Annotated in this window: 11 protein-coding genes; all 11 read right to left on the bottom strand. The window is 50.3% G+C overall.

All coding sequences use genetic code 11. The annotated features are described in order from the left end of the window. Positions 1 to 27 precede the first annotated feature (27 nt). Positions 28 to 1,245: a phosphopentomutase gene (locus FCL42_RS09395; protein ID WP_136863155.1), complete on the bottom strand. Its 1,218-nt coding sequence runs from the start codon at positions 1,243 to 1,245 to the stop codon at positions 28 to 30. 8 nt (positions 1,246 to 1,253) lie between these two features. After that, positions 1,254 to 2,579 (bottom strand): thymidine phosphorylase, encoded by a 1,326-nt coding sequence (gene deoA, locus FCL42_RS09390; protein ID WP_136863154.1) that lies wholly within the window; start codon positions 2,577 to 2,579, stop codon positions 1,254 to 1,256. 163 nt (positions 2,580 to 2,742) lie between these two features. Next, positions 2,743 to 3,513: a deoxyribose-phosphate aldolase gene (gene deoC / locus FCL42_RS09385; RefSeq protein ID WP_136863153.1), complete on the bottom strand. Its 771-nt coding sequence runs from the start codon at positions 3,511 to 3,513 to the stop codon at positions 2,743 to 2,745. A gap of 412 nt (positions 3,514 to 3,925) precedes the next feature. Beyond that, on the bottom strand, positions 3,926 to 4,774 hold the full coding sequence (locus FCL42_RS09380; RefSeq protein WP_136863152.1) for a nucleoside-specific channel-forming Tsx family protein: 849 nt from the start codon (positions 4,772 to 4,774) through the stop codon (positions 3,926 to 3,928). 531 nt (positions 4,775 to 5,305) lie between these two features. Further along, a complete protein-coding gene (locus tag FCL42_RS09375) occupies positions 5,306 to 6,109 on the bottom strand; it encodes an outer membrane protein OmpK (RefSeq protein WP_136863151.1) in 804 nt (267 codons plus the stop codon). 190 nt (positions 6,110 to 6,299) lie between these two features. Beyond that, complete coding sequence (locus FCL42_RS09370) at positions 6,300 to 7,541, bottom strand: NupC/NupG family nucleoside CNT transporter (protein WP_136863150.1); 1,242 nt, start codon at positions 7,539 to 7,541, stop codon at positions 6,300 to 6,302. A 254-nt stretch (positions 7,542 to 7,795) separates the two neighbouring features. Beyond that, positions 7,796 to 8,569, bottom strand: coding sequence for a TatD family hydrolase (locus tag FCL42_RS09365; RefSeq protein WP_169308350.1), 774 nt, complete (start codon positions 8,567 to 8,569; stop codon positions 7,796 to 7,798). Between the two features lie 71 nt (positions 8,570 to 8,640). Beyond that, positions 8,641 to 10,224, bottom strand: coding sequence for a peptide chain release factor 3 (gene prfC, locus FCL42_RS09360; RefSeq protein WP_136863148.1), 1,584 nt, complete (start codon positions 10,222 to 10,224; stop codon positions 8,641 to 8,643). A gap of 61 nt (positions 10,225 to 10,285) precedes the next feature. Further along, entirely contained in the window at positions 10,286 to 11,185 is a 900-nt protein-coding gene (nlpI, locus tag FCL42_RS09355; protein WP_136863147.1) for a lipoprotein NlpI, read from the bottom strand. 200 nt (positions 11,186 to 11,385) lie between these two features. Beyond that, positions 11,386 to 13,497, bottom strand: a complete 2,112-nt coding sequence (gene pnp, locus FCL42_RS09350) for a polyribonucleotide nucleotidyltransferase (RefSeq protein ID WP_136863146.1) — start codon at positions 13,495 to 13,497, stop codon at positions 11,386 to 11,388. A gap of 225 nt (positions 13,498 to 13,722) precedes the next feature. Then, a complete protein-coding gene (rpsO, locus tag FCL42_RS09345; protein WP_136863145.1) occupies positions 13,723 to 13,992 on the bottom strand; it encodes a 30S ribosomal protein S15 in 270 nt (89 codons plus the stop codon). Positions 13,993 to 14,031: the final 39 nt, after the last annotated feature.

The following is a 14,031-nucleotide window of genomic DNA, read 5'->3' as shown; positions in this document are numbered from 1 at the left end:
CTGTATGACCCCTTTTTATTTCATCAGTTAATTCAAAAAAGATTTTCCGTAGTCCATCGCTTCTAAGCCAAAATAGGAAGCAATGGACTGGCCGATATCAGCAAAAGATTCACGCTTGCCTAGGGAACCAGGCTTAACGTTTTTGCCGTAAACCAGCACAGGAACGTACTCACGGGTGTGGTCGGTACCAGTCCAGGTAGGATCACAACCGTGGTCGGCGGTAACGATAACCACATCGTCGTCGCCTAATTTTTCCATAAGCTCAGGAAGACGCTTATCAAAGTATTCTAGCGCATTGGCGTAACCATTTACGTCACGACGGTGGCCGAACGAAGAATCGAAGTCGACAAAGTTGGTGAATACGATGGTGTTATCACCGGCTTCATCAACCTGCTCGAGGGTACGATCCCAAAGCGCTTCCAAACCTGTGCCTTTCACTTTCTTAGTGATGCCACAGTTAGCGTAGATATCTGCAATTTTACCTACAGACACCACCTGACCGCCAGCGTCTTTAAGCTTGTCCAGCACTGTTGGTGCTGGTGGCTCAATGGCGTAGTCAGCGCGGTTGCCGGTACGAGCAAAGTCCGCCGCTCCTGCACCCACAAATGGGCGAGCGATGACACGACCGATGGTGTAAGGCTCAAGCTCTTCACGAGCGATCTTACACAGCTCATACAGGCGCTCCAGACCAAAGGTCTCTTCGTGACAGGCAATCTGGAATACACTGTCTGCAGAAGTGTAGAAGATTGGCCAGCCGGTTTGCATGTGCTTTTCACCCAACTGCTCTAAAATCGCAGTACCGGATGCATGACAGTTACCCAAGAAACCTTCAATACCCGCGCGGGCTAGAATCTTGTCCGTCAGCTCTTTCGGGAACGAGTTCTGCTTGTCGTGGAAGTAGCCCCACTCAAACAGTACAGGAACCCCAGCCATCTCCCAGTGACCACTTGGGGTGTCTTTACCGGATGAAAGCTCTGCCGCGTGACCGTAAGCACCGGTAATTTCAGCATTGACGTTCATGCCAGCTGGAACCGAACCAGTACTCTCGTGAGCTGCGTTTACTAGCCCCCAAGAGGTCAAGTTAGGCAGTTGTAGCGCGCCGCTGCGACCCACTTCTGCGTTGCCATCAGCACACTCTTTGGCGATGTGGCCAAAAGTGTCAGCACCAACATCTCCGAACTGCTCTGCGTCACCAGCTGCGCCGATGCCGAAAGAGTCCATCATCAGAATAAATACGCGTTTCATTCTTCCTCCTACTCACCGCTACGGATGGTTTCGTACACATCTGCGGTGGCTTGGTAGCTGTCGCCAAAGGTCACTGCTTTGCGCACGGCGGCGGCAGCTTCTTCGAATTGAGCTTCGTTCTGAGCGTGAACGGTTGCCAAAGGCAGTTCCGCGTCGGCTTTCTGACCCAGACCGATGATGTCGGTCAGACCCACAGCGTAATCGATACCATCGGTTGGTACGCGGCGGCCGCCACCCAGACCAACGACTGACAGACCCATAGCACGGGTGTCCATCGCGGTAATGATGCCGGATTGATCAGCGTAAACAGGACGGATAATCTCAGCCTTAGGCAGGTAGATGTCCATCTTATCGATGAAGTCTACTGGACCACCCAAACCGAACACCATTTTGGCGAAGATCTCGGCAGCACGGCCGCTGTCCAGTGCCTCTTGAAGCTTGCTACGGGCTTCATCAACATTGGCAGCCAGTTTACCCAGAACCAATAGCTCAGCAGACAGTGACATGGTCACTTCGTGCAAGCGTGGGTCTCGGTGCGCACCGGTCAGGTAGTTAACCGCATCGCGAATCTCTACCGCATTACCCGCGCTCTTAGCCAGAGTTTGGTTCATGTCGGTGATCAATGCCGAAGTGGCAACGCCAGCGCCGTTAGACACATCAACGATGCTTTTAGCCAGCTCTTTGGAAGCTTCGTAGGTTGGCATGAATGCGCCGCTACCGGCTTTCACGTCCATCACCAAAGCATCTAGGCCGCAGGCCAGCTTTTTAGACAGGATAGACGCCGTGATGGTGGCAATGGACTCGACGGTCGCGGTCACATCACGAATGCCGTAGAAGCGCTTATCAGCAGGAGCCAGATCACCGGTTTGACCGATAATCGCTACGCCAGCTTCTTTGACTACTTTGGCAAATACGTCGTTAGTAGGGGTGATGTTGTAGCCAGGGATTGACTCCAACTTATCTAGGGTACCGCCGGTATGGCCAAGGCCACGACCGGAGATCATAGGAACAAAACCGCCGCATGCGGCAATCATTGGACCAAGCATCAGTGAAACGCCGTCACCAACACCGCCAGTGGAATGTTTATCGATGATTGGGCCATCAAAGCCGTAACCATCCCAGTTCAGTACCATTCCTGAATCACGCATCGCCTTGGTCAGCGCAATGCGCTCATCCATCGGCATGTCGTTGAAGTAGATCGCCATGGCAAATGCGGCGATTTGACCTTCACTGACGCTGTTGTCGGTGATCCCTTTTACAAAGAAGCGAATCTCTTCCTCGGACAGGGATTCACCATTGCGTTTCTTGCGGATAATCTCTTGTGGTAGAAACATCCTTTGCCTCCAGTGCCGGCCGATTCCCGATTAACAGGAATCGGCACCATCTAAGTTAAAATAGGAAACTGGGTTGTCGTAAATTTACGAAATATGTACTGATAGTAGACAAGCTTTCGCTAATTTCCGGAGACCCAGATCACAAATTGGAACTCAGATGTAATTAATATCCTTTAGAATCAGCAGGAGCGTCTGCCAGTTCTAGAGTATGCAGCAGGCTAGCCAGCAGGCTGGAAGCACCGAAGCGGAATGACTTAGGGCTAACCCAGTCTTTGCCTAGGATGGAGGCAGCCAGATCCAGGTATTCACCGGCTTGCTCAGCGTTACGAACGCCACCAGCAGGCTTAAAGCCAACGTTGGTGTCTTTCTCGCTGATTACGGTCATCATGATCTTGGCAGATTCCAGAGTCGCGTTTACAGGCACTTTACCGGTAGAGGTTTTGATGAAGTCAGCACCGGCATCGATGGAGATTTCAGACGCCTTACGGATCAACGCTTCCTCTTTCAGTTCACCGGTTTCGATGATCACTTTCAGCAGTACATCACCACAGGCTTCTTTACAGGCTTTAACCAGGTCAAAACCCACTTGCTCGTTACCAGCCATCAGGGCACGGTACGGGAAAACCACATCCACTTCATCGGCACCATAAGCAATAGCAGCTTTGGTTTCAGCAACAGCGATATCGATGTCGTCGTTACCGTGAGGGAAGTTGGTTACAGTGGCAATTTGAACCTGCTCAGCACCAATTTCACGCAAAGTCTTGCGTGCAATAGGAATGAAGCGAGGGTAGATACAGATGGCGGCGGTGGTGCCGGCAGCGGTTTTGGCATTGTGACATAACTCAATGACTTTCTGATCGGTATCATCGTCATTCAGGGTAGTTAGGTCCATCAGTTGTAGTGCACGTTGTGCAACCGCTTTGATATCACTCATTGGGAGTCTCCAGATCTAAATTTAACTAAAAGCAGTATAGAAAAAGATTGGTCACTCGCACGTGGCTTTTAGAATCAAAACCTATTAATGGCAGGCTAAAAAAAATCATAACTATTTAGCTCAGGAGGTCACCGCTCACATGCCGTGACGCGGACTTGGTTCCTTGAAGAAACAGGGACGAAACACCCGTCCAGCGAAAATTCCATTTTCCCGCAGTAACTATTTGTCAACGACCAGCATCATGGCAGCAGTAAATGAAGAATACAACCGCACGGGACACTAAATGTTGAAAAATTACTAACAAAACGTCGCTTAAGGGCTACGGGAAGTTCGAACCGAACTTTTACAACACCCCTAAAAGCAACAAAGCCCCGATGCATCGCATCGAGGCTTTTAGTCTTAAGCGTTTAGCTTAGAACTTGTAGGTAACGGACAGGTAGTTTGCCCAGCCGGTAGTTTCGCCAACTACACCGCCATCTTGCAGGCCGTATACGTCTTTGAAGCCTTTCAGGCCGTAACCGATCGCGTAGCGGTTAGAGTGCCAGTACAGACCGAAGAATGCAGCGCCACCTTTGTCAGTTTTCAGCTGGTTTGCTTTGCCTTCACCGAAAGATACTTCGTCGATGCCCCACTGGTAATCAACATAACCTTGGAAAGACAGGAAGCTCTTGTTTTCGAAGAAGTAGAAAGGCTTGAACCAGTTAGCAGAGAACTGATAACCATCCCACTTCTTAGCGTTGATATCGTATAGACCATATACGTTCATACCAACGGTACCTAGCCATGCAACGTCAACGTCAGCACCGATACCCCAGAAAGAGTTGTTTACAGTACCGTCGCCGCTACCATCAACGTCTACGTTACCGCCACCCCAGTTAAACAGAGTAGAGAAGTAAACTTCTTTGATTGGGCCGTAAGACATGTCGATGCCAGTCAGCGCGTCCAGAGACAGACGTGGAGCGAACTTCATGAACATCTTCTCGCCGCCATCACCGATATCTTGAGAATCGGAGTTGGTCAGGTTGAATACGTCAACGTAACCGTACAGAGACCATACGCCGGAACGACCGCCGAATTCCATCTCCATGTAATCGTGACCAGAGTGATCAGAGTTTTGCTGAGGCAGCTGGTTATCAGCCCACATCAGGTTGAACTGTGACCAAGCGTAGTCGTTCTTGTGAATGTCGCCGTCAGAGTAATCAGCAGCGAAAGCGTTCATGGATAGAGCAGCTAGAGCTGCACCGGCTAGAATTTTTTTCATCATCAACCCCTGTATAAATACAGATTATTAAAATTGGATTCCAACATCCTTTAAGCACGGCGCATTTTATCGAAAGCGATTTTTGGAACAATCGGCTGTGACCGGTTTCGAGTAGAAATAAAGTGAAAATTGCCAGGGTTGTGATCTTGCTCGCAGATTGATGCCAATTTCATAGACTTTTCCCGATTCTGGCTCATTTTTGCCGGTAAGGATCAAGAAAATACAGCTCTGTATCAATAGCGAAAATTAATCTGTATGAAGGTCGTTTTTTGGTGTTTAACGATATCAATCAAGAAATATTCAGATCTTTTTTGTAATAAAATTACAAACCAAGCTTTCAGGTAGAAAGTAAATTGACGTCTAAAGGCACTCAAAGGAAGTGAATAAAAAACACTCAGATCATCTCTGAGAACAATAACAACACTTTAATACAGGTTAATTTCAAAATGATGACAGCATATTTTGTTCAAATAATCGCCTCAAAAAAGCCCACATTGAAGTGTGGGCTTACGAGAAACTCAGCGTTAATTTTTAGAAGTTGTATTTCAATGTGTAGATCAACGCATCGTGATAGGCTGCCGTACCCAGTTTATGGTCTGCATAACGGTACTGGAATCCACCGGTAAAGTTATTCGACAGGTGCCACCAAAGGGCTACAGCACCATTCCAGCCGACGGAGTTAAGCTTAAACTGCGTGCCGTTACTGCGGAATTGATCATCCCGAGCAAACTCGGTTTCATGCCAATTGGTAATGGAAAACTTCTGTTTGCCGACCTGAAAGTCGTATCCCAAAACCCAACCAAGCATACCGCCATTCCACCCTGAGCCTGCCGCTCCCTGGTTCTCATAGTGGCCACCGATGAAAGGTTTCATCCACAAACCGTAGTCAGTAAAGATGTCATAGCTAACACCTACCACCACGTTTTGATCAAAAAATCCAGAGGAGGATTCGGTGAAACTGTAGATGTGACCATAGAAGTTCCAGTTCGACTTACCGAGGTTGTAAGCAAAGGTGCCTTTTGCGGCGATGCGGAAACCGTCGGTGGCAAAGGCCTCGTCAGAGAACTGACCGTCGTTAGAATTGGTGGGGTTTTCAAAGTCTACAAAGCCATATACGTCGCCCCAGTCAAAACCGGCACCACCTTCAAGCTCGAGATAGAAGAAATCTTCTTTAGCACCGCCTCGTCCCCCTTTATTAGGGTTAGTGCGGTCTTCCGCTTTATCGGTCCAGTCCAGATAGTTCAGGGACACATCCATAAAGCCGTAGTACTGCTCCGCCATCACAGGTTGGCAGAAAAGCGCAGCCGCTAAAGTCAATTTTACTGTGTGTTTCATCATCCACTCCAAGATCCATAGAGTTATAACCAGCTATCCCTGGCTAGGATGAAGTGCCTCCAATACGGCAAAATCGACCTAAGGTCGATCTGTTGGAATTACCCTTTAACCACTTCGGTAATGTGCGACTTCATCGAAACCGACATCGGATAATACAAAAAGGCCGGGCAATTGCCCGGCCTAGGAGAGTTTACAGTGACAGGAACAAGCCAGCCAAAGTAGCACTCATCAGGTTCGACATGGAGCCTGCGATAACCGCACGCATACCCAGACGAGCCAAATCGCCGCGACGGTTAGGCGCCATAGCACCCAGACCACCCAGCAGAATTGCGATAGAAGACAGGTTAGCAAAACCACACAGAGCGAAGGAGATAATCGCTTGGGTGTGCTTGCTCATCTCTACACCGTTAATCAGGGCTTCACCGCTCAGGTAAGGGGCAAAGTTGATGTATGCAACGAATTCGTTAACAACGATCTTCTGACCAATGAAGGAACCTGCTACCAGAGCTTCTTCCCATGGCACACCAATCAGGAACGCCAGCGGAGCGAATACGTAACCCAGGATGATTTCCAGAGACAGGTCACCGTAACCGAACCAGCCACCGATACCACCGATGATGCCGTTGATCATGGCAATCAGACCGATGAAGGCCAACAGCATTGCACCAACGTTCAGAGCCAGTTGCATACCAGAGGATGCACCAGCAGCTGCTGCGTCCAGTACGTTCGCTGGTTTTTCATCTGCTTCACCGATTTCATCGATGTCCTGACGAGCTTCTTCAGTTTCAGGATGCATCAGCTTCGCCATCAACAGACCACCAGGTGCCGCCATGAAGGATGCAGCAATCAGGTACTCTAGAGGCACACCCAGACCTGCGTAACCAGCCAGTACAGAACCGGCTACTGACGCCAGACCACCAGTCATGATTGCGAACAATTCAGACTGAGTCATGGTTGGGATGAATGGACGAACTACCAGAGGTGCTTCAGTTTGACCAACGAAGATGTTTGCAGTTGCAGACATCGCCTCAGGACGAGAAGTACCCAGAGCTTTCTGCAGGCCGCCACCGATAATACGGATAACCCACTGCATGATGCCCATGTAGTAAAGAACGGCAATCAGTGCAGAGAAGAACACAATGATTGGCAGAACGTTGATGGCGAAGATAAAGCCAACTTTGAACTTGGCCAGATCGCCGAACAGGAAGCCAATACCGTCATTGGCGTAAGAGATTACGTTTGATACTGCAGATGAGATACCACCTAGGATATCTTTACCGATTGGAACGTACAGTACGAACGCACCCAATGCAGCCTGAATACCAAATGCACCACCAACGGTGCGTAAGTTAATCGCTTTGCGGTCGGTAGACAGCAGTACAGCGATTCCGATTAGGGTAGCCACCCCTACTAAGCTCATCAGTATACCCATGAACCCATCATCCTCTTGTTAAGTTTTATAAATTTTGTCGTAAAACAACTTATCATCCGGGCGGAATTATACTGCGCTCTCTGTCAAAAATCGCCGATCAGATCAAAGTTTTCGACCAATAATTCAGCTTTTAGCAATTTTCTCTTACATTACAGTAAGTAAAGCACGTAAATTTCTGACGTCAAAATTTCAAACCAGGTCACAGCACTGTGAAAAATTTGAAAGTGACACTCAAAATTGACCTTCACTTACAATCAAACTAAGCGATTGAAAAACCGATAGGAGTTCTCGGAAAATAGTGAACTCACCTCAGAACAAGGTAAGTCTAGAAGCTCTGTAACAGCTTGCAACACCAGTTGAATTCGACAGGGCTCATTTCGCATCCCTTGAAAGCCACTGACTGGCATATCCGGTGAATCGGTCTCCAGTAATAGGAAATTCCTATCCACTTCGGCGATGGCCTGACGCGTTTTTTGGGCGCGTTCGTAGGTCACCACGCCGCCAACGCCTAAATAGAAGCCTCGCTTGACGAACTCTTTCGCCATTTGGGCGCTGCCACTGAATCCGTGAATCACCCCTTTGGCGGGCAATGGGTATTTATCCAACAGGGGAAGTAGATGGTGGTGAGCTTTACGGCTATGAATCAGCAGCGGCAATTGATGTTGCGTTGCTAACCGGCAATGGCCTTCAAACAGCGTCATCTGTTGCTCGAGAGATAAAGGGGAACTCACCATGTCGATGCCACACTCGCCAATGGCAACGCACTTATCAGGCTTGGATTCGAGAAACTGAGCCAATGTACCCAGAGCATCCTCAAAATTCGGTTCGGCGAACCGAGGATGAATGCCCACGCCATAGAACAGCTCAGAGTGAGATTGACACAGCTGGTGTAGTCTATCCAAGCTTCGATGGCATACCGACGGAATCACCATCTTGGTCACGCCCACCGCCTTAGCGCGGCCAATGACCTCGTCACGGTCGTCATCAAACGCCGCAAAATCCAGATGGCAGTGGCTGTCGGTTAACACCATTGAGTTCCTAACTAACAAAACAAAGGGCAGCCAACGCTGCCCTTATCAGTATATCTAAACCCGAGAGGTTAATGCTCGCGAGTTTTATGAAAGGTCACGTCAGGGTAACGCTCCATGGTCAGATTTAGGTTCACCATGGTCGGTGCGATGTAGGTGAGGTTATCACCGCCGTCCAGTGCCAAGTTGGCAGAGGCTTTACGGCGGAACTCATCCAGCTTCTTACCATCTTCACAATCAACCCAGCGCGCCGTCGCCACGTTAACCGCCTCATACAGCGCATCCACTTTGTATTCCGCTTTCAGGCGAGCCACGACCACATCAAACTGCAGCACACCGACGGCGCCCACGATCAAGTCGTTGCTGTCGATTGGGCGAAATACTTGTACTGCGCCCTCTTCCGATAATTGAACTAAGCCTTTAAGTAACTGCTTCTGCTTCAATGGATCCCGCAGACGAATGCGGCGGAACATCTCAGGGGCGAAGTTAGGAATGCCGGTGAACTTCATCTCTTCACCTTGGGTGAAGGTATCGCCAATCTGAATGGTACCGTGGTTATGCAAACCGATGATGTCACCAGGGTAGGCCTCATCGGCATGGCTACGGTCGCCAGCCATAAAGGTTACGGCATCAGAGATGGCCACATCCTTCTTAATACGCACATGGCGCATCTTCATGCCCTTGCTGTACTTGCCAGAGCAGATGCGCATAAAGGCGATGCGGTCACGGTGCTTAGGATCCATGTTGGCCTGAATCTTAAACACAAAACCAGAGAACTTCTCTTCATCTGCGGTCACGTCACGAGCGTCAGTGGCACGAGGCTGAGGGGCTGGAGCCCAAGCAGTCAGTCCATCTAGCATGTGGTCAACACCGAAGTTACCCAGAGCGGTACCGAAGAACACTGGCGTCAGTTCACCGGTGCTAAACAGCTCTTGGTCAAACTCGTTGGAAGCACCCAACACCAGTTCCAACTCTTCACGCAACAGCTCTGCCAGCTCAGAACCGATCTTTTCGTCCAGTTCAGGGTTATCCAAACCTTTAACGATATCCAGATCCTGAATGGTGTGGCCATGGCCGCTTTGGTACAAAATCGCCTCTTGACGATGGATGTGGTATACCCCTTTGAACTCTTTACCACAACCAATTGGCCAGGTAATAGGGGCGCACATGATGTTGAGTTCAGTCTCAACTTCATCCATCAGCTCCATTGGGTCACGAATGTCGCGGTCCAATTTGTTCATGAAGGTGACAATCGGCGTATCACGCAGACGGGTAACTTCCATCAACTTACGGGTACGGTCCTCAACACCTTTGGCGGCATCGATCACCATCAAACAGGAATCCACTGCGGTCAAAGTACGGTAGGTATCTTCAGAGAAGTCTTCGTGACCAGGAGTATCCAGCAGGTTCACCAAGCTATCGCCGTATGGGAACTGCATCACCGATGTGGTTACCGAGATGCCACGCTCTTTTTCCATCTCCATCCAGTCAGATTTTGCATGCTGGCCTGACCCGCGCCCTTTCACAGTACCGGCCTTCTGAATCAGATTACCGTAAAGCATCACTTTCTCAGTGATGGTGGTCTTACCCGCATCCGGGTGAGAGATGATCGCGAAGGTGCGCCGTTTGGCCACTTCCTGCTGGTGCGTAGACATGAAAAACCCGCCAGTGAAAATTCAAAGGCGGGCATTATAGCAAAAGCATTGAGCGCTGTAATTATGGCTCGATAGGCTGTTCTTCAAGTAGTGAAGTGGCAATCTGGCGCATCTCCATAATGGCATAGCGATGCTCAACAAACTCATAGACGTTGGTGGCCAGCGACAGCTTGAACAGATTCATCGCCTGACGGTCGTTGCCGTCCATTCGTGCCTGTTTACCCATATAGAAGTAGGCTTCACACAAGCGCTCGGCCAGCTGCTTTTGGTGCTTCAAGCCCTGTCTGGCAGCCGCCAACAGTTGATCCTGATCGATCTCCTTGGCGTAGTAAGCCACCAGTGCTTTGCCCCAGCCGTCCTCTATGTTGTTACTGCGACGCTTAAGATCAGCAACCGCTTGCTCTGGCTGGCTCTCACGCTCGGCCAAATACAACCAAAGTAGGCGGTAAGCGTCGTTGGGGTCAAGGTTATAGAATTCGGTCAGATCTTCGCTCGCCAGCTGAGGTCGGCTACCGTAATAGAGGGCAATGCCACGATTAAGGTAAGCAAAATCGTAATTGGGGTCTAACTCGAGCACCGCATCGAACGCTTCATAGGCTTGATCAAACTCCATCGCCTGAGTCAGATAGATGCCCATAAAGTTATAAGCATCAGCCAGATCAGGGCGAAGTTTCAGCGCACGGGTAAAATCGATACGGGCGAGGGTACGCAGGCCAACGCTGTCATACAGTACGCCTCGGTCATAAAGAAAACGGGCACGTTGATCTTCGGTCAGCTCGGCAGAGATCAGCAGTTCGCTGATTTTCGCCAGCGCCACCTCTAAGTTTGCGTCCGGCTGCAACGGCGTAACTAACACCATCTGCCCGCTATGCCCGGTGGGAGCTTCGCTGGACGTAGATGCGCAACCCGTTAACCCCATGCATACGGCTGCCATCACCAACCAAGCTCTAGTTTTCTTCATTCGAGTATCCTTTTGACCGGCCATTAGACTGTCGCCGGTAAATCATGCGTCTAGCCATTGTAGTGGTGCCATGTCACAAACGCATTAACTATTTGTCTCATATTTGATTAATGGATCGAGCCAAAGTTCCAAGGCATAAAAAAAGGAAGCCAGTTGGCTTCCTTTTCTGCGGGCATTTCAGTGCCCAATCACACTAGAGCTTATTCCGCTTTAGGTGCGTCGCCCTCTTTAGCCGCTTGGGCTTCTTTGATGGACAGACGGATACGACCCTGACGGTCAACTTCCACAACCTTCACATCAACCTCTTGGCCGATCTTCAGGTGGTCAGCAACGTTGTTTACACGCTCAGCGGTGATCTGAGAGATGTGTACCAGACCATCTTTACCAGGCAGGATGTTTACGAACGCACCGAAATCGACGATACGAACAACCTTACCTTGGTAGATGCGACCCTCTTCAACGTCAGCGGTGATCGCTTCGATGCGACGTACGGCTTCAGCAGAAGCTGCGCCATCGGTAGAAGCAATTTTCACGGTGCCATCATCTTCGATTTCGATGGTGGTGCCGGTCTCTTCGGTCAGCGCACGGATGTTGGCGCCGCCTTTACCGATTACGTCACGGATCTTATCAGGGTGGATCTTGATGGTGGTGATGCGAGGCGCGTGCTCAGACAGCTCGGTACGAGCGCTTGGCAGAGACTCATCCATTACGTTCAGGATGTGAATACGGGCTTCATAAGCCTGCTTCAGAGCGGTCTGCATGATCTCTTGAGTAATACCGGAGATCTTGATGTCCATCTGCAGCGCGGTAATACCATCACGGCTACCAGCAACTTTAAAGTCCATGTCACCCAGGTGGTCTTCGTCACCCAGAATGTCAGACAGAACCACGTAGTTGTCGCCTTCTTTAACCAGACCCATTGCGATACCGGCAACGGAAGCCTTGATTGGCACACCAGCGTCCATCAGAGCCAGAGAGGTACCACATACAGACGCCATAGAAGAAGAACCGTTAGATTCGGTGATCTCACTTACTACACGTACGGAGTATGGGAACTCTTCAGCGGTAGGCATTACTGCCATCACACCACGCTTGGCCAGCTTACCGTGGCCGATTTCGCGGCGCTTAGGAGAACCGATCATGCCGGTTTCGCCCACACAGTATGGAGGGAAGTTGTAGTGCAGCATGAAGCGGTCGGTACGAACGCCGGTCAGCTCGTCGATCATCTGAGCGTCACGCTCGGTACCCAGAGTGGCGGCAACCAGAGCCTGAGTCTCACCACGGGTGAACAGGGCAGAACCGTGGGTACGTGGCAGGACACCTGGTGCAACAGACAGCGCACGGATCATCTTGGTGTTACGGCCATCGATGCGAGGCTCGCCAGCCAGAACGCGACCGCGAACTACGGTCTTCTCCAGGCTACCCAGAACGCCAGCAATCTCTTGTGGGTCCAGAGCTTCGTCTTCGGCAGTCAGGGCTTCAACGGTTTTCGCTTTTAGGGCGTCAACAGCGTCTTTACGCTCCATCTTGTCGGTAATGCGGTACGCGTCGCCCATTTCGGTTTCAGCAATGGCGGCAACCTTAGCGATCAGATCTTCGTTCTTCGCAGGCGCAGTCCAATCCCAAACTGGCTTACCAGCTTCGGCTTTAAACTCGTTGATGGCATTGATCACTTTCTGCTGTTCGGTGTGACCGAATACTACCGCACCCAGCATCACAGACTCAGACAGCATGTTGGCTTCGGATTCAACCATCAGTACCGCTTCAGAAGTACCAGCAACCACCAAGTCCAGATCGCTCTCTTCCAGCTCGGTCATGGATGGGTTCAACAGGTACTCGCCATTCTGGTAACCAACGCGGGCACAGCCGATTGGACCTTCAAATGGGATACCGGAGATCGCCAGCGCCGCAGAGGTACCGATCATGGCAACTACGTCAGGCTGAATTTCTGGGTCAACAGAAACCACGGTCGCCACTACCTGCACTTCGTTCTTGAAGCCATTCGGGAATAGTGGGCGGATTGGGCGGTCGATCAGACGCGCAGTCAGGGTTTCGCCTTCAGAAGGACGACCTTCACGCTTAAAGAACCCACCTGGGATCTTACCGGCAGCGTAAGTTTTTTCCTGATAGTTAACCGTCAGAGGGAAAAAGTCACGACCTGGATCCGCTTGTTTCTTACCTACTACGGATACCAGAACGGTGGTGTCGCCCATGCTGGCCAGAACGGCGGCATCGGCTTGACGGGCGATTACGCCAGTCTCCAGAGTGACCGTGTGACGGCCGTACTCAAAACTCTTAATGACGGGATTCACGTTATGTGTTCCTTAACTGTGTTTTTAATCTTAAATTTCGCGCACTAGTATACTGCAATAGATGGGGAATGACAGGAGTCAAGTGGTAAAAGCCTTAAATTTGCACTCATCGAGCAAACTGGCCTGGCCTAACTCACTCGAAAGCCCCACTGAGGGCATCTAAATTTCTATGCGGCAACGAAAAAGGGGACCCTATTGGGTCCCCTTTCACCGGAATTGCATCTATTAGCGACGCAGGCCCAGCTTAGCAATCAGCTCAACGTAAGAAGCGTTGTTTTTGCGCTTCAGGTAGTCAAGCAGTTTACGACGCTGAGAAACCATGCGCAGCAGGCCGCGACGGCTGTGGTGATCGTGGATGTGCTTTTTGAAGTGACCTTGCAGATGGTTAATCTGAGCGGTCAGCAGCGCAACCTGTACTTCTGGGCTACCAGAATCTTTCTCACCACGGCCGAATTCAGCCAGAATCTTTGCTTTAGCTTCAGTGCTTAGTGACATAATCTATCTCCGATATACAAATAATGCCGGAGCCAATCA

This window comes from Ferrimonas aestuarii, assembly GCF_005116665.1.
Taxonomy (GTDB): Bacteria; Pseudomonadota; Gammaproteobacteria; order Enterobacterales; family Shewanellaceae; genus Ferrimonas; species Ferrimonas aestuarii.
Note: the sequence above shows the minus strand (reverse complement) of the source record. Positions and strands in the feature narration are given on the sequence as shown.

Coding starts and splice junctions, on each gene's coding strand:
- prfC (WP_136863148.1), bottom strand. CDS start 10,224: ATGTCTACGCACCAGCAGGAAGTGGCCAAACGGCGCACCTTCGCGATC.
- FCL42_RS09395 (WP_136863155.1), bottom strand. CDS start 1,245: ATGAAACGCGTATTTATTCTGATGATGGACTCTTTCGGCATCGGCGCA.
- rpsO (WP_136863145.1), bottom strand. CDS start 13,992: ATGTCACTAAGCACTGAAGCTAAAGCAAAGATTCTGGCTGAATTCGGC.
- FCL42_RS09375 (WP_136863151.1), bottom strand. CDS start 6,109: ATGAAACACACAGTAAAATTGACTTTAGCGGCTGCGCTTTTCTGCCAA.
- FCL42_RS09380 (WP_136863152.1), bottom strand. CDS start 4,774: ATGAAAAAAATTCTAGCCGGTGCAGCTCTAGCTGCTCTATCCATGAAC.
- deoA (WP_136863154.1), bottom strand. CDS start 2,579: ATGTTTCTACCACAAGAGATTATCCGCAAGAAACGCAATGGTGAATCC.
- nlpI (WP_136863147.1), bottom strand. CDS start 11,185: ATGAAGAAAACTAGAGCTTGGTTGGTGATGGCAGCCGTATGCATGGGG.
- FCL42_RS09370 (WP_136863150.1), bottom strand. CDS start 7,541: ATGGGTATACTGATGAGCTTAGTAGGGGTGGCTACCCTAATCGGAATC.
- deoC (WP_136863153.1), bottom strand. CDS start 3,513: ATGAGTGATATCAAAGCGGTTGCACAACGTGCACTACAACTGATGGAC.